Source organism: Erythrobacteraceae bacterium WH01K (genome assembly GCA_027941995.1).
Lineage (GTDB): Bacteria > Pseudomonadota > Alphaproteobacteria > Sphingomonadales > Sphingomonadaceae > CAJXSN01.
In genome coordinates, this window is sequence record CP115966.1 from 638,478 (window position 1) to 657,169 (window position 18,692).

Genomic DNA, 18,692 nt, shown 5'->3' on the forward strand with positions numbered 1-18,692 from the left:
GAAAACAGTTCGGAACGCGTGCCTACCCCTGTCGTTTGGGGGTAATGAATAACGAGAATTTTACATGGGATTGCTGATTTTGATCGCGACCGGCGCGGCCATCGGATGGCTGGCGACCGTGATAAACGACGTGCGTAGTCCCCAGCGAACGACGAACAAGGTGCTGGCAGGTATCTGCGGTGCATTGATCGTCGGTGTGCCTGTGAACCAGGCGCCTATCCTTGCCGGGTTGAGCCCGGCCGCGCTCCTGCTCGGCGCCTTCGGGAGCTTTATCGCAATTCTGGCGTATCGATATTTGCACAAGGCCCAAACCGGCTGATTGCAATAACATGCTGGACTCGGGCGGTTGCCTGCTGTCATGCATGACCTTGCGGTTCCGGTTTCGGAGCCCGTTTTTCAAGAAGGGGAAGAAGTTATGAAATTCACGATGAAAACTGCCATGGTTGCTTCGGTCGCTGCACTCGGACTGAGCGTCGCTGCCTGCGATTCCGCTGCGGAGAACCAGATGGAAGACAACGCAGAAGAAATGGAAGATGCCGCCGACATGGAAATCGAATCCATGGAAGACGCCGGTGAAATCACCGATGAGCAGGCTGACGAAATGGAAGATGCTGTCGACGAAGAAGCAGAAGCCATGGAAGAAGCCGCTGATACGATGGACGAAGAGCCCACCTGAGCCCTCCTCCCAGCGGAAAAGAAGACGGCCCCGGAGCGATCCGGGGCCGTTTTTCGTTGTCGTATCGTTTATCGGCCACCGTCTCGGGTGGCCGGCTTATACCGCGGGCGCTGCACTGCCCCGTCCGCCACGCAGCAGATATTCCTGCGTTCCGCGGTTCACGACATAATCCACGTCGATGACAGCCGCGTTAGCATAGGTGAAGGAGGGCGGCAGGCTGCGATAAAGCGCATCGAAGTCCCGCTCAACCGTCTGGCGGTAGAGGTCCTCAAAACTCTCGATTACGAAATAAGTCGGCTGAAGATCGCTGATGACGTAATCGGTCCGCATGGCCCGGTCGACGTTAAGCATGATGCGATTGGGGCTTTTCGCCTCGACCGCGAACACCGCTTCCGTCGGTCCGGACAGGATACCCGCACCATAGGCGCGAATGCCCTCGGCTTCCTGGATCAAGCCGAATTCCACCGTGTACCAGTAAAGCGCGCCCAGGGCCTTGAGGCGATTATAGCGCATCGCCTTCCACCCGGCCTTGCCATATTCGTGCATGTAATCGGCGTAGACCGGATCGGTCAGCATAGGGACATGGCCGAACACGTCGTGGAAGACGTCGGGCTCCTGGATGTAATCGAACGTCTCGCGCGTGCGGATGAAATTGCCCGCCGGGAACCGCCGATTGGCCAGATGCCAGAAGAAAACATGGTCGGGGATCAGCATCGGGACCGGCACGACGCTCCATCCCGTCATGGGGGAAAGCTCGGCCGAAAGGCGATCGAAATCAGGCACGCCGCCGCGGCCCAGATCCAGTCGCTCCAACCCTTTCAGGAAAGCGGTTGCTGCCCGGCCGGGCAGGACATCCATCTGGCGCGAGAACAGGTCGTCCCAGATCGCGTCGTCTTCGCTGTCATAGGCCGTCTGCTGCGGTTCCAGCCAGTCGTTCCCGACATGGCCGGGCCGCTTCAGCGGTGCGGTAAAGACGTCCTCCGGCATTTCGGGCAGGACGGAATAATCGGTTTCGGGCTTTGCAAGTGTGGCCATAATATCGATCATATAGGTAGCATCGCTGCGATGTGCAGGCAATTTTGCGGAGAGCCATAGCGTGCCGAAACTTAAGAAGAAGGCCTACGAGAAACTGCTTGCCCCGATGGAAGAGGAACTGGTGGCGATGGCGCGCTGGGCGCGGGTCACCAGCCAGCGGATCTGCGTGATTTTCGAAGGGCGCGACACGGCGGGCAAGGGCGGAGCGATTCGCGCGGTCGGAGGGCGGCTCAATCCCCGGCAGACCCGCGTGGTCGCCCTGTCGAAGCCCAGCGAACAGGAGCGCAGCCAGTGGTATTTCCAGCGCTATGTCCCGCACCTGCCGTCAGCCGGCGAAATCGTGCTGTTCGACCGCAGCTGGTACAATCGTGCCGGTGTCGAACAGGTCATGGGCTTTGCCAGCGAGGCGCAGGTTGCGAAATTCCTGCGCGAGGCACCGGTTTTCGAACGGATGCTGGTCGATGATGGCATTTTGCTGTTCAAATATTGGCTGACGACCGACCAGGAGAAGCAGGAAGAGCGGTTGCGGGAACGGCTGGAGGACCCGCTCAAACGCTGGAAGCTCTCGCCGATCGACCTTGCCGCGCGGGAGAAATACGATGCTTACACGCGGGCGCGGGAGGCGATGCTGGCCGCGACGCATACCGATCATGCGCCCTGGACACTGGTCGATTTCAACGACCAGAAACGGGGGCGACTGACACTGGTGCGCGACCTGCTGGACCGGTTGCCCGACACGGCTTGCGAGCCGGATCCGCTGGACTTTCCCGAGCTGGGTCATGAACCGGTGCGGGAAAGCTACGGCGTGTTGCAGCCGATTGCAGATTACCCGCTGGACTGATCAGCCAGCGATCCCAGCGCTGGCTTTCGTCACCTGCCTGCCATCGCCCGCAAAGGCTGCGAGTTCGATTTTGCTTGCCGACCGGCGCAGGGCGAGATGCAGCGGCTCACCGGCAATCGCCGGCGAAACCCCGCGAAACGCGAAGTGGCGCAGCGCATCCGGTCCCAGTTCGTCGGCAGCCAGTTGCAACAGCAGGCTGGCCGTCAGCGGACCATGCACCACGAGGCCGCGATACCGCTCCACATCGCGCGCATAGGGCGCGTCGTAATGAATGCGGTGCGTGTTGAAGGTCAGCGCGGAATAGCGAAACAGCAGGCGCGCATCGGGCGTCAGGGTGCGAACCGCGTCCCACGCGCCCGCATCGAAGCTGTCTCCAGACCCCGGAGGCGGGCTGAGCGGCGCATCGGCTGCGGCGGCTTCGCGGTAGACGAGGGTCTGGGTCTCGGTGACAGCCGGGGTGCCATCCGCAGCGGTTTCGTGAACGACATCCACGAACACCATGTCGCCGCTCTTGCCCGATTTTGGCGTGACGGATGCGATCCTGCTCGTGCGCGTGATGGCCGCGCCGGTATGGATCGGCGAGAGGAATTCCATGGCGCTTGATGCCCACATCCGCCGCGGCAGCGGCACGGGCGGCAGGAAGCTGCCGGGACCGTCGCTGCGGGCGGGGTGGCCGTCCTCGCCCAGGTCGGCCGTCGGCGCGTAGGGCGTGCACAGGCAGAAGTGGATGCCCTGCGGCAGCGGCTGCCCGGCTGCCGGCTCGCGGTCGAATGTCGCAAGCCAGCGCGCAGCCAGCCCTTCATCCAGCCGGTCACGACGGGTTTCCGTGCGCCCGATCCACTCGGGCCAGTCCTGCATGTCAGGTGGCCCGTTCGAACATGGCGGCGATCCCCTGGCCGCCGCCGATGCACATCGTCTCCAGACCGTAGCGCACCTCGCGCCGATGCATCTCGTGCGCCATGTCGGCAAGGATGCGCCCGCCGGTCGCGCCGATCGGGTGGCCCAGCGAAATGCCTGATCCGTTCACGTTCAGCATGTCGCGGCGCGAATCGTCCGCGCTCCAGCCCCAGCCTTTCAGGACGGCAAGGACCTGCGGGGCGAAAGCCTCGTTCAGTTCGACGAGGCCGACATCGTCCCAGCCATAACCGCGCCGCGCAAACAGCCGCTCCACCGCCGGGACCGGGCCGATACCCATGCGCGCCGGGTCGCAGCCCGCCGCGGCCCATCCGCCGAACCACAGCATGGGTTCGAGGTCCAGTTCCTCCAGCTTGTCCTCCGCCACGACGAGGCAGGCAGCGGCGGCATCGTTCTGCTGGCTGGCATTGCCTGCGGTGACGATGGCGTCGGGATTGGTCTTGCCCTCGATGGCGCGCAGCTTGCCGAGCGATTCCATGTCCGCATCCGCGCGGAAGCCCTCGTCTTTTGCGAAGACGACCGGATCGCCCCGGCGCTGCGGCACCTCGACCTCGACGAGCTGCGCGTCGAATTTGCCCGCTTCCCACGCAGCGGCGGCGTTCTGATGGGAACGGACGGCGTAGGCATCGGCCTCTTCGCGCGAGATGTCGTAATCGGCGGCGAGGTTTTCCGCCGTCTCGATCATGCCGGAGATGACGCCGAAGCGTTCGATCGGCTGGCTCATCACCCGGCCGCGCGAGAGGCGGTCATGCAGCACCATGTCGCCCATGCGTGCGCCATGCCGCGCCATGGTCGTGTAATGCTCGACATTGGACATGCTTTCGCAGCCGCCCGCAACGACCACATCGGCCATGCCTGTTTCGACCATCATCGCGGCATTGGCGACGGCCTGCAGCCCGGAACCGCAGCGGCGATCGAGCTGGTATCCCGGCACTTCCAGCGGCAGGCCAGCGGCCAGCCAGCTCCAGTGGCCGATGGCCGGTGCCTCGCCATTGCCGTAGCCCTGGCTGAAGACGACGTCGTCGACCCGCTCGGGATCGATCCCGCTCCGTTCGACCAGCGCTTTCAGGATCACGGCGCCAAGTTGCCCGGCATCGAGGGGGGCGAGGGTGCCGAGGAACTTGCCCACCGGGGTGCGCAGCGGCGAGACGATGGCGGCTCTTCTGGGCGTTTGGGACATGGGTCTGTTTCCTACCTGTTGTTCTTGTCACTGGTGCGCACGATGCCGCGATCGATCATGTCGCCGATGGTCCCGCTGCCGAGGCCCAGCCGTTCCGCCAGAACCTGTTCGCTGTGTTCGCCCAGATACGGGGCAGGCGCGGGGTCGCCCGCTTCGCGCGACGGGATGTTGGCAAAGCTGCGAGGGGCGGGATATTCGAAGCCGCTCGGATTGGCAGGCGAAGGGCCGAACAGCGGATTGTCCGCCACCAGCACGGGATCGTTCGCCGCCTCGTGCGCGGTGCGATATTTCTCGAAGGTGGTGCCTGCCTTCGCCATGCGCTTTTCCAGCTTCGCGTATTTGGTTTCGCCCGCGACCTGCTGGAACAGGTCTGCCAGGCGGTGGCGATGGGTGAAGCGCGGTTCGTCGCCGGATGAGAAATCGACCCCCAGCTCCTTTTCCAGCGTCGCAATCTGTTCGGCCACCTCGAACGCCTCGACCAGGCCCGTCCATTGCTTGGCCGTCAGGGCGGCGACCATGAAGCGGACACCGTCCTTGCTGCGAAAGTCGCGGCCGAACGCGCCCCAGATCGCATTGCCGAGCCGTTCGCGGTCGGTGCCGCGGAACAGCATTTCCGCCATCATGCCGGAATTGGCGACCGTACCGATGGCAACGTCGCCCAGCGGCACGCGCATTTCGCTACCCTGCCCGGTCGCATCGCGGTGGCGCAGACCGGCCAGCAAGGAAAACGCGCAATAGGCGCCGGTGATGAAATCCCATGCGGGCAGCACCTGGTTGACCGGCGGAGCGGTTTCCGGGTCCCAGTTCTCCGGCCCGCCCATCAGCGGATAACCGCTGGCCGCGTTGACGGTGAAATCCATCGCCTGGCGCCCGTCATGCCAGCCCATGATGCGGACCGAGACGAGGTCGGCGCGGTGCCGTTCCATCGCGGCGTGGCTGAGGAAACTCTTTTCCGGCAGGTTGGTGATGCACTGCCCGGTCTTGCCCGCCAGTTCGACGCAGAGCTCGCGCCCCTCGCCGCTGCGAAGGTCGAGCGCGACGGATTTCTTCGCGCGGTTGAGGTTCTCCCAGCTGAGCGAGCGGCCTTCTTCCGTCAGCAGGAAGCGGTTGTAATCGAGGCCGCCCGCGACGTGGTCGACGCGGATGACCTCCGCCCCCATCTGTGCGCAATACAGGCCGGCTGTCGGCGATGCGACAAAGCTGGATACTTCCACGATGCTGAGATCGCCGAGCAGGTCGTACATTAAACGGCGGCCCTCCATTCGCGCAGCATGTGCTTGGCGATCTGGAGCTGGAGGATCTGGGTCGTGCCTTCGTAGATGCGATAGATGCGGGCATCGCGGAAGAACCGCTCCGCGTCATATTCGGCAAGGTAGCCTGCGCCGCCATAGATCTGGACGACACGGTCGACCACGCGCCCGCACATCTCGCTGGCGAAGACCTTGAAGGCGGCGGCGTGCTTCACCGTGTTCTCGCCCCGGTCGACGCGGGCGGTCACGTCCGCCATCATGGCCTCGGCGGCGTAGATCTCGGTCCAGCTTTCGGCCAGCATCTGCTGGATCAGCTGGAAATTGGCGATCGGTTCGCCGAAGGCCTGCCGCTCGTTCGCGTATTGCGTCGCGGAATCGAGCGCGCGCCTGGCATAGCCCGTGCTGGCCGCGCCCACCGAAATCCGGCCATTGTCGAGGCTCTGCATGGCGAAGCGAAAGCCCTTGCCGGTTTCCCCGCCAAGCAGCGCCTCGCCCGGCACGTGAACATCGTCCAGCATGACATCGGCGACATGGCTGCCGGCCTGGCCCATTTTCTTGTCGGATTTGCCCACGCTCATCCCCGGTGTGTCCATCGGCACGATGAAGGCGCTGACATGGGCGTTCTTGGGCTGCGCCTCTTTCTCCGTGCGCGCCATGATCAGGGCGACATCGGCATGGGGCGCATTGGTGATGTAGCGCTTGGAGCCGTTGAGGATCCAGCCATTGCCATCGGGATCGGGCTTCGCGGTTGTCGCCATGGCTGCGCTGTCGGAACCGCTGCCGGGCTCCGTCAGGCCGAAACAGGCGATCTCGCCCGATGCGATACGCGGCCACCACTCGGCCTTCTGCGCGTCGGTTCCGCCATTCTTGATCGCCGAATTGAACATGCCGACATTGATCGAGAAGATCGAGCGATAGGCAGGCGCGGCATAGGCCATCGTTTTCACCACCTGCGCATATTGCGCGGTGTTGAGGCCGGCACCGCCGAAATCTTCGGGTACGGTCAGGCCGAACAGGCCCATGTCCTTCATCTCGGCGACGATATCCTCGGGGATGGCGTCGTTCGCAATGACGTCCTTCTCGGCCGGGATCAGCCTTTCCTGCACATAGCGTTCGAGCTGTTCCATGAACTGCGCGAAAGTATCGGCGTCCATCCCTGCATTGGTCATTGCATCTGTTCCTCTCCAGTGGGCGGGAGCGTTTGTTCCTCGCCGGGCATTTGCGTGTTGTCGGTGGCATTGTCCTCCGCCCGGATCGTGCCGGGCGGAAGGCGGCGTGCCTCGATCATCTCGGCCGCCTCGTCGAGCGCGCGCGCCTCCCCTACCGAAACACCGCCGGGGCCGGGGTCGTTATCGGCTGCATCGCAAGCAGGCAGGATTGCGGCCAGCATCCCCGCGGCGCAAAGGGCTGGCAGCCGGGTCCCGGCCCGACCTTTCGAGACCCGGCGCGCGCGGATTATTCCGTAACCTCGGCAGCCGCGGCATCCTGTGCCTCTGCGAGGTCTTCCTCGGCGGCATCCTGCGTCGCCTCGGCAGCGCCAGCGGCTCCTGCGGCGATTGCAGCCACGTCGGCAGCGGCAGCGGCAGCCGCTTCACCGGCGGATTCCAGCTGAGCAACCTCGTCCTCGCTAGGGCCTTCGGGTTCCGCGTCGCGAACCGTTTCGCTGCGCGGGGGGAGGGGCACGACTTCCTCGTCCACGACGGGATCTGCCTCGATGTCCTCCATCGCCTCGTCGGCAACGATCTCGACGGAATCATCGGGCACGGTTTCCTCGGCATCGTTCCCGCCGCCGCAAGCGGCAAGCGCAAGCGCGCCCGAGAGAGCAAGAACGGTGGGCAGGGCGGCAGGAATGGTTCGTTTCACGGGCGTGTCTCCACAAGAACAGAATCTGTCTGGGAGCCTCCTAAACACGCAATGCGCGGTGGGCAAAGGGGGAAAGTCGCGAACCGCCGCTTGCCAGCGCAGGCAGGTATGGCATGGCGCAGAGGCGATGTCCGTATCGGCAGTCTCCGACCCCTCCGCCCCCGCAGGCGCCAGCCACCTCATGGACGAGGCGCGAGAACGGCTGCGCGAACTGTTCGGCTTCAGCGGTTTTCGCGGGCGGCAGGAAGAAGTGGTGTCGCGCGTGCTGGGCGGGCGGTCCACGCTGGCGGTCATGCCGACGGGTGCGGGCAAGTCGCTGACCTACCAGCTGCCGTCTGCCATGCTGGAGGGGACCTGCATCGTCATCTCGCCGCTGATCGCATTGATGCACGACCAGCTGCGATCGGCCCGCGCGAACGGCATTCGCGCGGCCACGCTGACCAGCGCCGATGCCGACTGGCGGGAAACGATGGACGCCTATCGCTGCGGCGAGCTCGACCTGCTGTATGTCGCGCCGGAACGGGCAAGCCAGCCTGCCTTCTGCGACCTGCTGACAGCGGCGCCGATTGCCCTGTTCGCCATCGACGAGGCGCATTGCGTTTCGGAATGGGGGCATGATTTCCGGCCCGATTACCGCCAGCTTCGTCCGCTGATGGACCGGTTCGGCGATGTCCCGCGCCTGGCCCTGACCGCCACGGCCGACGAACATACACGGGCCGATATCCTGACCCAGCTGGGCATCCCGCAGGACGGGCTGATCGTGGCGGGCTTCGATCGGCCGAACATCCGTTATGCCATCCGTCACAGGGACAATCCGGTGCGCCAGCTGACCCAGCTGATGGCGGAAAACCCGGGGCCGGGCATCGTTTACGCGCCGACCCGCCGCAAGGTGGAGGAGCTGGCGTCGAAACTGGCCGATGCCACGGGCAGGAACGTCCTGCCCTATCACGCCGGACTCGACCCGCAGGTCCGCGCCGACAACCAGGCGGCTTTCGTCGCGAGCGAGGACATGGTGATCGTCGCCACCATCGCCTTCGGCATGGGCATCGACAAGCCGGATGTGCGGTTCGTCGCCCATGCGGGCGTGCCGAAATCGATCGAGGCCTATTACCAGGAGACGGGCCGGGCGGGACGCGATGGGGACCCGGCGCAGGCCACCATGCTGTGGGGTGCGGGCGATTTCGTCACTGCCCGTCAGAGGCTGGCCGAACTGCCGGACGACCGCCGGGCCGGGGATGCAAAGCGGCTGGACGCCCTCGCCATGCTGGTCGAGACGCCCGAATGCCGCCGCGCCATCCTGCTCAGGCATTTCGGGGAGGACCCGCCCGCCCGCTGCGGCAATTGCGACAATTGCATCGATGCGCCTGCAGTGATCGATGCGACCCAGCTGTCGCGCAAGCTTCTCTCCGCCGCCTACCGCACCGGGCAGAGCTTCGGCTTCGGCCACCTGCAAAAGGTGCTGACCGGCCATTGCGACGAACGCATCGAACAGCGCGGTCACGACCAGCTGAGCGTTTTCGGCATCGTCGAGGGCGAGGAGGCCGCGCTGCTGCGTTCGGTGGCGAGGGCATTGCAGGCGCGCGGGGCGCTGGTGGCGACCGAGCATGGCGGCCTGGCGCTGGGCGGCGATGCCCGGGCGATCATCAAGGGCGAGATGGAGGTCGCCATCGTCCAGCCTCCGAAACGCAGCGCGCGTCGGGGAAATCGGGATGTCACCCCCAATCCGGTCGGCGATCCGCTGTTCGATGCCTTGCGCGAATTGCGCCGCGAACTGGCGCTGGAAGGGCAGGTGCCGCCCTACGTCATCTTCCACGACGCCGTGCTGCGCGCAATGGCGAGCCAGCGGCCCGGCACGCTGGCAGAGCTTGCCTCGATCAACGGGGTCGGCGCAAAGAAGCTTGATGCCTACGGCGAACGCTTTCTCGATTGTATCCGCCGGCACTGACGGCGCGCCCGGGCGAGTGGTTTGAGAAGGCGTTAACCTTTTTCGGTTACGCCTGCGTCCATGGAAAATCCTGCTTCCCGCTCGTCTGCACCTGACATGCACGGCTCGCTTGGCCGCCCGTCCATCCTGCTGGGTGGCGTGATTGCCGCCGCGGCCGTCGCCCTGATCCCGGCGGCAGCGCTTCTCGCGCAGCCGGCGAGTGCGCCGTTCACGGTGGTAGAAAGCGGTCGGGGCTTCGGCTCGCTGCAACAGGCGGTGGATGCCATCGGCAACGGGCAGGGCAGCATTGCCATCCGCGCCGGGACCTACCGCGAATGCGCGGTGCAGCAAGGCGGATCGGTGTCCTATCTCGCCAGCAATGCGGGCGAGGTGATCTTCGACGGCACCACCTGCGAGGGCAAGGCGGCGCTGGTCCTGCGGGGCGAGAATGCCAGCATCGCAGGGCTCGTCTTCAAGAACATGGCTGTGCCCGATTACAACGGCGCCGGAATCCGGCTGGAAACCGGCAATCTGACCGTCACGCAGAGCTGGTTCCTCGACAGCCAGCAGGGCATTCTGACGGCCAACGGAATACCCAGTCGCATCGTCATCGACCGGTCCACCTTCTCCGGCCTCGGCACGTGCGAAGGCGCAGGCGGCTGCGCGCACTCGATCTATGTCGGCCGCGTCCCCCATCTGCGGATCACGCGCAGCCGCTTCGAGCGGGGCAGCGGTGGGCACTACGTGAAGTCGCGCGCCGTCCGCACCGATGTCGCGGCCTCCAGCTTCGACGATTCCGCGGGGTCTTCCACCAATTACATGATCGACCTGCCTAGCGGCAGCGCGGGACAGATCACCAACAACTGGTTCGTTCAGGGCCGGGACAAGGAAAATTACTCGGCCTTCATCGCGGTATCCCCCGAGGGGCGCGAGAACCCGACGGACGACCTGCTGATCGCGGGCAACGATGCCCGCTTCGTGCCGGGCCTTTCGCGCAAATCGGCCTTCGTGGCCGATTGGGGCGCGGGCGATGTCACGGTGGAAGGCAACACGATCGGCGCGGGGATCACCCGTTACGAACGCCGCTGAGACACCACCCCCAGGAACGCCTGCTCCCCCGCATCCGTTGGAAGGGAAAAGGAGCAAAACATGGCCGGTGGTTGGACGCGCGATGGCGCCATTCAGGATCAGATAGACGACACGATCAACGATGCGGTCGGGGCCGCGCGATCTCGCCTGCCGAAAGGCGCGAGCGCGGAGTGGTGCGACGAGTGCGGAGAGCCTATCCCGGAAAAACGCCGCGCGGCCCTGCCCGGCGTGCGAACCTGCGTCGCCTGCCAGTCCGCACGCGATGCGGCGGTGCGCCACAGTTCGATCAACCGCCGCGGCAGCAAGGATAGCCAGCTTCGATGATCAGTCCTTTCGTTCGCCTGCAGCACGCCGTGCCGCAACATGCCCTGTCCCGGCTCGCAGGGCGTTTCGCGGGAAGCCGACGGCCCTGGTTGCGCGACCGCCTAATCGAACGCTTCGCCCGCACCTACGGCATCGATATGAGAGAAGCGGAGCGGCCGCTGGGGAGCTATGACAGTTTCAACGACTTCTTCACCCGCTCCCTGAAACCCGGCGCACGTCCGCTGGGCGATGCCGAAAGGCATGTGCTCAGCCCCGCCGACGGGGCAATCAGCCAGCTCGGGAAGATCGAGAAGGGCCGAATTTTCCAGGCGAAGGGCCATGAGTATACCGCCACCGAACTGCTGGGCGGCGATACGGACGCGGCGGCGAAGTTCGAGCATGGCCATTTCGCCACGATCTATCTAAGCCCCCGCGATTATCACCGGGTCCACATGCCGGTTGCGGGGCGGTTAGAGCAAACGACCTATGTTCCCGGCGATCTTTTCTCGGTCAATACCGAGACCGCCGCCCGAGTCCCGCGCCTGTTCGCGCGCAACGAACGGCTCGCCTGCCTGTTCGATACCGAGCTGGGCAGCGTTGCCAGCGTGATGGTGGGGGCAATGATCGTTGCCGGGATCGAGACGGTCTGGGGCGGCCGGGTCGAACCGCATGGTAAGGAACTGATCCGCGCTGTCCATGGCGAGGGCGGGGAGGGCAGCCAGCGCTACGAAGCCGGTGACGAGATGGGCCGCTTCCTCCTCGGTTCGACCGTGGTTCTCCTGTTCGAGGAAGGCCGTGTTGCCTTCGACGAAGGGCTGAAGGCCGGAAGCCCGGTGCGCATGGGGCAGGCCCTGGCCCGCAGGCTCTAGCCGAAGGCGGGTGCCAGTGTGAGCTTACCGGTGGGCATCGCGGATGCCCCCAGCAAGGTGACTTGCAGGAACGGGTTCATTTCCGGGTCGAGCGACACATCGTGATCCTGCGTGAACCCGAACCGGGAATAATAGGCCGGGTCGCCGACCAGCGCGACGCCTGCCGCCCCGCGTTCGGCAAGCTGCGCCAATCCGGCTTCGACAAGACGCGACCCGATGCCGCTTTTCTGCCGCATCGGCATGACCGATATCGGGGCCAGCTGGTACCACTGTCCCGGCGCGCCGGAAATGGAGACAGGCGAGAACGCGACATGGCCGATGATGTCCTTGTCCTGGTTTACCGCCACCAGTGACAGCGCCAGATCGCCGCTGTCCCGCAGCCGGTCCACCAGTTCCGCCTCGTCGCCATCGGCATGCGGCGCCTCGTGAAACGCTGCTTTCGTCAGCGCGAAAATGGCGCGCGCGTCGCCATCCCGTTCTGCGCGTATGCGAATCGTCATGCCAGCAAGTGTCCTGACCTGTCCCGCTTGGTGGCAAGATATCTCGCATTGTGGGGATTGTCAGGCAATTGATGCGCCACGCGCTCCGTAATCGTCACGCCTGCAGCCCTCAGCGCATCGACCTTGCGGGGATTGTTGGTCATGAGGCGAATGTCGCCGATACCCAGCAATTGCAGCATGCGCGCAGCGGTATCGAAATCGCGCGATTCGTCGGGCAGGCCCAGCCTTTCATTCGCCTCCACCGTGTCGAAACCCTGGTCCTGCAGGCGATAGGCCCGCATCTTGTTGACGAGTCCGATGCCGCGTCCCTCCTGCCGCATGTAAAGGAGGATGCCGTAGCCGCCGTTTCTTGCCTCTTCGGCCATGGCGTGCAGCGCCGCGTCCAGTTGCGGGCCGCAATCGCATTTCAGGCTGCCGAGGATGTCGCCGGTCAGGCACTCGGAATGCAGCCGGACGAGCGGCGTGCGGCCTGCCATCTGCCGCCCCACGATCAGGGCGCAATGTTCGCGCATGTCGTCGGGTTTGCGAAACACCACGATCTCGCTGTCGTCCTCGGCGGCGACCGGCAGGCGGGCCCGCGCGGCAATGGACAGGCGCATGGGGTCGTTCCAGGCGGCGAGGTCCGCCGGACCGAAAGATTGAGCCTCCGCCGCGTGATCGGGCGATACCATGTAGGCGGGCAGGATGCCGGCAATGCGGGCAAGCTCCATCGCCGCCGCGGCCTCCTGCGGCCATGCGAGTGGCTCTGCCCGGAACGGCCCTTTCAGCGGGTTGGCGAGGTCCAGCGCCGGATCGGCGATCGTGGTGGCGCTGCGCAGGTCGAACCCGTCCGCGCCGCGTATCAGCACCGGTTCGTGCGGCGCGGCAGCCTCGCGCTGGTTGGCGAGTTTGAGGGTGACTGCGCGGGCGGAAGATATCAGCAGGGTGCGGCAGTATAGCGCGGCCTGCGCCGCGGTTTCGACCGGCTGCAGGATGACAGGCTCACCCTGTCCGGCCACGGCGACTGCAAGCGGCCAGCCATGGCGCAGGGCGTCGATCGCCTGCGCCGTCCGCCGCGATGCCGACGGCCCCGGAGACGCGGCGGCGTTCAGAAGGTGAACTCTGTCGTCAGGGGAACATGGTCGCTCGGCTTTTCCCAGTCGCGCGCATCTTCGAAGACGCTGTGCGCGGTGGCCTGCGCCGCGAGTTCGGGGCTGGCCCACATGTGGTCGAGCCGCCGTCCGCGATCGCCCTTGCGCCAGTCCTTCGAGCGGTAGCTCCACCAGGAATAATACCGCTCCGGCGCCTTGATGTGCTCGCGCCCGATATCGGACCAGCCATGGGCATCCATGAAGCGCTGCAGCGTTTCCACCTCCAGCGGGGTGTGGCTCACGACCTTCAGCAATTGCTTGTGGCTCCACACGTCGCTTTCCAGCGGGGCGATGTTGAAGTCGCCCACGATCAGGGAGGGGCGATCGACCGTGTCGGCCCAGCGCGTCATGCGCTCCAGGAAATCGAGCTTCTGTCCGAATTTCGGGTTTTGCTCGCGGTCGGGGATGTCACCGCCTGCGGGGACGTAGACGTTCTCTATCACGGTGCCCACGCCGCCTTTCGCACTAGGGCCGGCGGTCAGTTCGACGCCGACATGGCGGGCCTCGCCATTGTCCTGCCAGTCGTGACGGGAAAATTCCTTGAACGGCACTTTCCCGACCGTCGCGACGCCGTGATAGCCCTTCTGCCCGTGCACGGCGAAATGCTCGTAACCCAGATCGCGGAAGGCTTCGTAGGGAAACTGGTCCTCCTGGCACTTGATTTCCTGCAGGCACAGGACGTCGGGCTGGTGTTCGCGCAGGAACTGGCCGACGATCGGCATGCGCAGGCGGACGGAATTGATGTTCCAGGTAGTGACAGAAACCATGCCCATGCAGGTAGGGAAGCCATGCGCGCCGGTCCAGTGGCCGGAGCCTGCGCTTCACGACAAAAAACCCCCGCACCGGGGGCATTGGTGCGAGGGTTCCTTGTCAGCGTTCGTCACGCTTGGTGCAAGGCGATGGTATCGAGGGCAGGGCAACAGGGGGGAAACCCGCCGCTCTATCGTCTTGCAAGCTGGAGAATACTAAGCCCCCGCTTTCCATCAGGTGAATGACTTGTCGCAGATTGTCGCGGCAGACACTCAACTGGCGGCTGAAACGTTCACCTCTTGCGACGACTGCTGCGACGCGGATCTTCGTAGGTGAACGCCGAGTCGGAAACCGACACGCCGTAGCGCTGGTTACGCAGGCGAACCGTGGTGCGATTGTTCTGCGCGTCGAGCGCGACCCAGTTGGTCAGCTCCCATCCGCCCGGCGCACCGCTGTCTTTCGTGAAGATGAGGGTAATAACGCCGAATTCGGGCTTCTTGGGATCGCGAACCTCGACGCTCATCACGTTGGGGTCGCTGGTCGGGATCAGCTTGCCGTACTTCTTCACGTCGCGATTGGGATCGAGCAGTGCGCCCAGCGGGGAATTGCTGATCGGCCAGCGCTGGACCTGGTTGACCTCGTAATCGACCAGGGTGAGCGACTTGCCGTTGGAGACGACTAGCAGCGGCACGCCCTTTTCGTATTCGAAACGGATCTTGCCGGGCCGCTTCAGCGTCATCACGCCGCCGATGCGCTGGCCCTTGCGATCGGTCTGCGTGAAATCCGCCCGCATGGTGGAGATACCGCGAAGCGCGGCCACAGCACCGTCAAGCTTGCTCGCCTGCGCAGCGACAGGCGCTGCGGGTACGGCGAGCATGGCGGCGGGGGCTGCGACAGCGAAGGCTGCGGCAGCGGCGATGCCCGTGGGGCGTTTGAAGAAAGATTTCATGTCCATGCTCCGGGTAGTAAACTCAGAGCGCTGAACTGTCGGTGACCGAACACGGTTCCTGCCGTTCAGGTCCGCTGCGGTGATCGGTCAGCCGACCGCCGGGATCACTTGATCTTGGCTTCCTTGAACTCGACGTGCTTGCGCGCGACGGGATCGTATTTGCGGAAGGACATCTTCTCCGTGATGTTCCGGGGATTCTTCTTGGTGACGTAGTAGAAGCCCGTGTCTGCGGTCGAGACGAGCTTGATCTTGACGGTTGCTGGCTTCGCCATCTTGAAGTTCCTGTAAACGTTACGGGGTCCGGGGACCGCTGCGGTGACCTGTAAGGCCGGCCAAAATAAATCGGGCGGCGCTTGCGCACGCCGCCACATCGGGCGCGCAATTGGGCGATTGGAGCCTGCGAGTCAAGCGCAAAGCGGTCAGCCGCCCAGTCGCGCGGGCAGTCGGGCGAGATGGCAACGTGCAGGCTACCAGTCGCTGCCCGGCCTGACCGCCCCGCGTTTCGCCTTGACCTCGCCGCGCGCTTTCTTCGCCTTCAGCCGTTTCGTCTTCCCGACCCTATTGAGCCGCGTGCGGGCCCGTTTCTTGGGCTTGCGATGCGCTTCTTCCAGCAGGTCTTCCAGCTTCTCGCGCGCCTCGGACCGATTGGCGTCCTGTGTCCTGTGGCTGCGCGCGACGATCAGCAGGTCGCCGCTGGCGGTCAGCTTGCTGCCTGCAATGCTGCGCAGCCTCGCAAAGACGGGCGGAGGGAGGCGCAGCTTGTAGACATTCACGCGCAGCTGGACCTCTGTCGCGACCTTGTTGGCGTTCTGCCCGCCCGGCCCCGACCCTGCGACGAAGGATTCTTCCGCAAGGGCATGGGCGCGTGCGATCACGCCGTCATCCATCGGCATCACCAGCGACATGGCCGGGATTATCCATTCCCACCGGACCCGGTCCTGCCAGCCGGGCGAAATCGGCGGGGAGCGGGGCGTGCGCCACGATGTCCGGCTTTCCTTCGCGCGGCACGAGCAGCGCGCTGGCATGCAGCATGGTGCGCGCCGCACCCCTGCCATTGCCGTAGATTGGGTCGCCCATCAGCGGGAAGCCCAGGCCCGAGGCTGCGTGAACGCGAATCTGGTGCGTGCGCCCCGTTTCCGGCTTGAACTCGACCAGCGCGCTCCCTTCGACGCCGCGAACCAGGCGCCAGTGGGTTAGCGACGGCTTCCCCTTCTTCGCCGGGATCATTCGCCACCCCTTTTCCGCGCTGCTGATCTTCGACAGCGACAGGGCGATGGTGCCTTCTTCTTCGGCGGGCATTCCCGACAGGAGGCCGAGATAGGTTTTCTGCGGCAGCCTTTCCTCGAACGCCTTGTTGAAGCGTTTGAGCGCCTTGGGATTGCGGGCGAGGAGCAGGCACCCGCTGGTATCGGTGTCGAGCCTGTGGACGGGGATCGGCGCGCGCTGGAAGCCCAGCTTCAGCTCCTCCACGTGATCCTCCAGCGACGGCCCGCCCTTGCGCGGACGTTCGATCGGCAGGCCGGAAGGCTTGTCGATGACCAGCGCTTCTCCATCTTCGAACAGGATATCGATCACGTCAGCAGCTCCGCATCCATCAGGCCGCGAACGGCATTGGCGAGTTTGAATCCATCTTCGAGGTCTTCGATCCGCACCGCACCCACCACCGCATCGCCGCTATCCAGCAATTGCGCGCGGCGCACGCCGGGCAGGAGGCCGAGGTCCAGGGCGGGCGTGACCAGCGTGCCGTCCCGCGGTGCGAACAGGCTGGTCCAGCTGCCCTCCGTCAGCAGGCCGTCGTCGCGGATGAACAGCGCCTCTTGCGCACCGGCATCCCGCGCGGCGGCCAGCGCGTCTTCGTAGAAGCCGCGATCGGTCGTCTTGTGCCGCAGGCGGAAATCGCCCGGATCGACCGGCAGCGGCAGGATGATGCATTTCAGCGGATTGTCCGGGACAGGCGGCAGCGGTGCGGCCTCCAGCGCGATCTCGCCGCCGCGGGATGCAAGCAGGCGGACCTTCGCCGCATCTTCCAGGTCGAAGCAAAGCGACTGGATGCGATTGCGGCTTTCGTGCCGGTCGAAGGTGAAGCCAAGCTCGGCCGCGCTCGCTTTCAGCCGCTCCAGATGGCGTTCGAGCAACGCGATGCCGGTCTCGGGATCGAAATGCATGGTCTCGATCAGGTCGAACCCTGCCGCGCCGGCCTGCGGGGTGGAGGTGCGGGCGAAACTGCCCTTCACCATCGTCTCGCGCCATTCGGGCAGGGCAGCGCTGTCCGCGACGATACCGGCCCCGACGCCCAGTACGGCGCGGCCCTGTCCGTTCTCGATCGGGGTCAGGCGCAGCGTGCGGATGGCGACGTTGAAGGCAGCGTCGCCTTTCGCATCGATCCGCCCGATCGCTCCGCAATAGGGGCCGCGTGCATCGCGTTCCGTCTGAGCGATCAGTTCCATGGCGCGGATCTTCGGGGCCCCGGTGATCGACCCGCAGGGGAAAATTGCGCGCACCAGGTCGAACACGTCGTGCTTGTCGTCCAGCCGGGCGGTCACGGTCGTCACCATCTGGTGGACGCTGGGATAATGTTCGACCTTGAAAGGCTCGTCGACGCCTACCGTGCCCGGCTCTGCCACGCGCGACAGGTCGTTGCGCATCAGGTCGACGATCATCAGGTTTTCGGCGCGCTCCTTGTCCGACGCGGCCAGTTCCTGCGCCAGTGCGGCGTCGGTTTTCGGATCGGCGGAGCGGGGGCGCGTGCCCTTCATCGGCTTGGCCCGGACGGTCCCGTCCTTCAGCGATACGAAAAGCTCGGGCGAGAGGCTGAGCAGCCAGTCGGTCCCGTCGAAGATCACGCCGCCATAACCCGCCTGCGCGGCGGGACGCAGCGCGGCATAGAGCGCCATCGGATCGCCGCGATAGGAGCCTGCGAGCGGCAGCGTCAGATTGGCCTGGTAGATGTCGCCGGCCCGGATCGCTTCCTGCAGCGCTGCGAAGGCATCGGCATGGGCGCCCGGTGAAAGCTGCGGCTCCAGCGGGCCGAGCGCCGCGGTGCCTTCGGCCCGTGCTTCCAGCCACCCCGGCACGGCAGCCGCCGGCATCGTCTCGCACCGGTCGAACAGGCCGAGCCAGACCAGCGGGCCCGCAGCGCCGCTGCGCGATGCCGCCAGCGGTTGCAGCTTCGGCTCCAGCGCCAGCCCCGCCTCGTAAGCGATATAGCCTGCCAGCGTCCCGCCGCCCTCGGCCTGCGCTGTGCGCGCACGCGCCAGAACGTCCTCCACCTGGTCCGGCCGATAGGCGACGAACAGGGCGCGCGCATCAGAATAGGCGTGCGCATCCGCCGCCCCGTCCACGCGGGCATCGTCCAGCAAAACGAAGGGTTGGCGCTCCACCATTCGCTTTGCCATAGAGTCCTCCACGCAAAAGGAAA

General features: G+C 65.3%; 22 protein-coding genes. 7 read left to right on the top strand and 15 right to left on the bottom strand.

Annotated elements, in window-relative coordinates:
- Positions 1 to 64: 64 nt before the first annotated feature.
- Both PF049_03230 and PF049_03235 read left to right on the top strand, forming a co-directional pair.
- Entirely contained in the window at positions 65 to 319 is a 255-nt protein-coding gene (locus tag PF049_03230; GenBank protein WBY17187.1) for a hypothetical protein, read from the top strand.
- 39 nt (positions 320 to 358) lie between these two features.
- On the top strand, positions 359 to 676 hold the full coding sequence (locus PF049_03235) for a hypothetical protein (GenBank protein WBY17188.1): 318 nt from the start codon (positions 359 to 361) through the stop codon (positions 674 to 676).
- A gap of 96 nt (positions 677 to 772) precedes the next feature.
- Here the strand turns inward: PF049_03235 and phhA are convergent, their stop codons facing one another.
- On the bottom strand, positions 773 to 1,663 hold the full coding sequence (phhA, locus tag PF049_03240) for a phenylalanine 4-monooxygenase (protein ID WBY17974.1): 891 nt from the start codon (positions 1,661 to 1,663) through the stop codon (positions 773 to 775).
- Between the two features lie 109 nt (positions 1,664 to 1,772).
- Here phhA and ppk2 point away from each other — a divergent pair, with 109 nt between their 5' ends.
- Positions 1,773 to 2,552 carry a polyphosphate kinase 2 gene (gene ppk2 / locus PF049_03245; protein ID WBY17189.1) on the top strand — a complete coding sequence of 260 codons (780 nt, stop codon included), beginning with the start codon at positions 1,773 to 1,775 and terminating at the stop codon, positions 2,550 to 2,552.
- On the opposite strand, the gene PF049_03250 is transcribed toward ppk2, so the two are convergent.
- The 6 genes from PF049_03250 to PF049_03275 all read right to left on the bottom strand — a co-directional run bounded on the left by PF049_03250 (position 2,553) and on the right by PF049_03275 (position 7,760).
- Positions 2,553 to 3,410 (bottom strand): MaoC family dehydratase N-terminal domain-containing protein, encoded by an 858-nt coding sequence (locus PF049_03250; GenBank protein WBY17190.1) that lies wholly within the window; start codon positions 3,408 to 3,410, stop codon positions 2,553 to 2,555.
- 1 nt (position 3,411) lies between these two features.
- Positions 3,412 to 4,647, bottom strand: coding sequence for an acetyl-CoA C-acetyltransferase (locus PF049_03255; GenBank protein ID WBY17191.1), 1,236 nt, complete (start codon positions 4,645 to 4,647; stop codon positions 3,412 to 3,414).
- Between the two features lie 11 nt (positions 4,648 to 4,658).
- Positions 4,659 to 5,891: a CoA transferase gene (locus tag PF049_03260; protein WBY17192.1), complete on the bottom strand. Its 1,233-nt coding sequence runs from the start codon at positions 5,889 to 5,891 to the stop codon at positions 4,659 to 4,661.
- Positions 5,891 to 7,066, bottom strand: a complete 1,176-nt coding sequence (locus tag PF049_03265; GenBank protein ID WBY17193.1) for an acyl-CoA dehydrogenase family protein — start codon at positions 7,064 to 7,066, stop codon at positions 5,891 to 5,893. Before PF049_03265 ends, PF049_03260 begins: the two co-directional genes overlap by 1 nt.
- Positions 7,063 to 7,287: a hypothetical protein gene (locus tag PF049_03270; GenBank protein ID WBY17194.1), complete on the bottom strand. Its 225-nt coding sequence runs from the start codon at positions 7,285 to 7,287 to the stop codon at positions 7,063 to 7,065. The genes PF049_03265 and PF049_03270 overlap by 4 nt, the downstream gene beginning before the upstream one ends.
- A gap of 65 nt (positions 7,288 to 7,352) precedes the next feature.
- A complete protein-coding gene (locus PF049_03275; GenBank protein ID WBY17195.1) occupies positions 7,353 to 7,760 on the bottom strand; it encodes a hypothetical protein in 408 nt (135 codons plus the stop codon).
- Between the two features lie 127 nt (positions 7,761 to 7,887).
- On the opposite strand from PF049_03275, the gene recQ reads away from it, so the two are divergent.
- Genes recQ through asd form a run of 4 tightly spaced genes read left to right on the top strand, consistent with a single transcriptional unit; the run spans position 7,888 to position 11,945 of the window.
- A complete protein-coding gene (gene recQ / locus PF049_03280; protein WBY17196.1) occupies positions 7,888 to 9,705 on the top strand; it encodes a DNA helicase RecQ in 1,818 nt (605 codons plus the stop codon).
- A 60-nt stretch (positions 9,706 to 9,765) separates the two neighbouring features.
- A complete protein-coding gene (locus tag PF049_03285; protein ID WBY17197.1) occupies positions 9,766 to 10,773 on the top strand; it encodes a right-handed parallel beta-helix repeat-containing protein in 1,008 nt (335 codons plus the stop codon).
- A 60-nt stretch (positions 10,774 to 10,833) separates the two neighbouring features.
- Positions 10,834 to 11,097, top strand: coding sequence for a DksA/TraR family C4-type zinc finger protein (locus tag PF049_03290; GenBank protein WBY17198.1), 264 nt, complete (start codon positions 10,834 to 10,836; stop codon positions 11,095 to 11,097).
- Positions 11,094 to 11,945: an archaetidylserine decarboxylase gene (gene asd, locus PF049_03295; GenBank protein ID WBY17199.1), complete on the top strand. Its 852-nt coding sequence runs from the start codon at positions 11,094 to 11,096 to the stop codon at positions 11,943 to 11,945. Before PF049_03290 ends, asd begins: the two co-directional genes overlap by 4 nt.
- Here the strand turns inward: asd and PF049_03300 are convergent.
- The 8 genes from PF049_03300 to pabB all read right to left on the bottom strand — a co-directional run bounded on the left by PF049_03300 (position 11,942) and on the right by pabB (position 18,669).
- A complete protein-coding gene (locus PF049_03300; GenBank protein WBY17200.1) occupies positions 11,942 to 12,445 on the bottom strand; it encodes an N-acetyltransferase in 504 nt (167 codons plus the stop codon). The genes asd and PF049_03300 overlap by 4 nt on opposite strands.
- Positions 12,442 to 13,536: a GTP cyclohydrolase II gene (gene ribA / locus PF049_03305; protein ID WBY17975.1), complete on the bottom strand. Its 1,095-nt coding sequence runs from the start codon at positions 13,534 to 13,536 to the stop codon at positions 12,442 to 12,444. The genes PF049_03300 and ribA overlap by 4 nt, the downstream gene beginning before the upstream one ends.
- Positions 13,533 to 14,342, bottom strand: coding sequence for an exodeoxyribonuclease III (locus PF049_03310; protein ID WBY17201.1), 810 nt, complete (start codon positions 14,340 to 14,342; stop codon positions 13,533 to 13,535). Before PF049_03310 ends, ribA begins: the two co-directional genes overlap by 4 nt.
- Before the next feature lie 275 nt (positions 14,343 to 14,617).
- Positions 14,618 to 15,274, bottom strand: a complete 657-nt coding sequence (locus PF049_03315) for an outer membrane lipoprotein carrier protein LolA (protein ID WBY17202.1) — start codon at positions 15,272 to 15,274, stop codon at positions 14,618 to 14,620.
- Positions 15,275 to 15,378: 104 nt separating this feature from the next.
- Positions 15,379 to 15,546 carry a 50S ribosomal protein L33 gene (rpmG, locus tag PF049_03320; GenBank protein WBY17203.1) on the bottom strand — a complete coding sequence of 56 codons (168 nt, stop codon included), beginning with the start codon at positions 15,544 to 15,546 and terminating at the stop codon, positions 15,379 to 15,381.
- A 195-nt stretch (positions 15,547 to 15,741) separates the two neighbouring features.
- Positions 15,742 to 16,161, bottom strand: coding sequence for an alternative ribosome rescue aminoacyl-tRNA hydrolase ArfB (gene arfB / locus PF049_03325; GenBank protein WBY17976.1), 420 nt, complete (start codon positions 16,159 to 16,161; stop codon positions 15,742 to 15,744).
- On the bottom strand, positions 16,154 to 16,849 hold the full coding sequence (locus tag PF049_03330; protein WBY17204.1) for an RNA pseudouridine synthase: 696 nt from the start codon (positions 16,847 to 16,849) through the stop codon (positions 16,154 to 16,156). Before PF049_03330 ends, arfB begins: the two co-directional genes overlap by 8 nt.
- Entirely contained in the window at positions 16,846 to 18,669 is a 1,824-nt protein-coding gene (gene pabB, locus PF049_03335; GenBank protein ID WBY17205.1) for an aminodeoxychorismate synthase component I, read from the bottom strand. The genes PF049_03330 and pabB overlap by 4 nt, the downstream gene beginning before the upstream one ends.
- Positions 18,670 to 18,692: the final 23 nt, after the last annotated feature.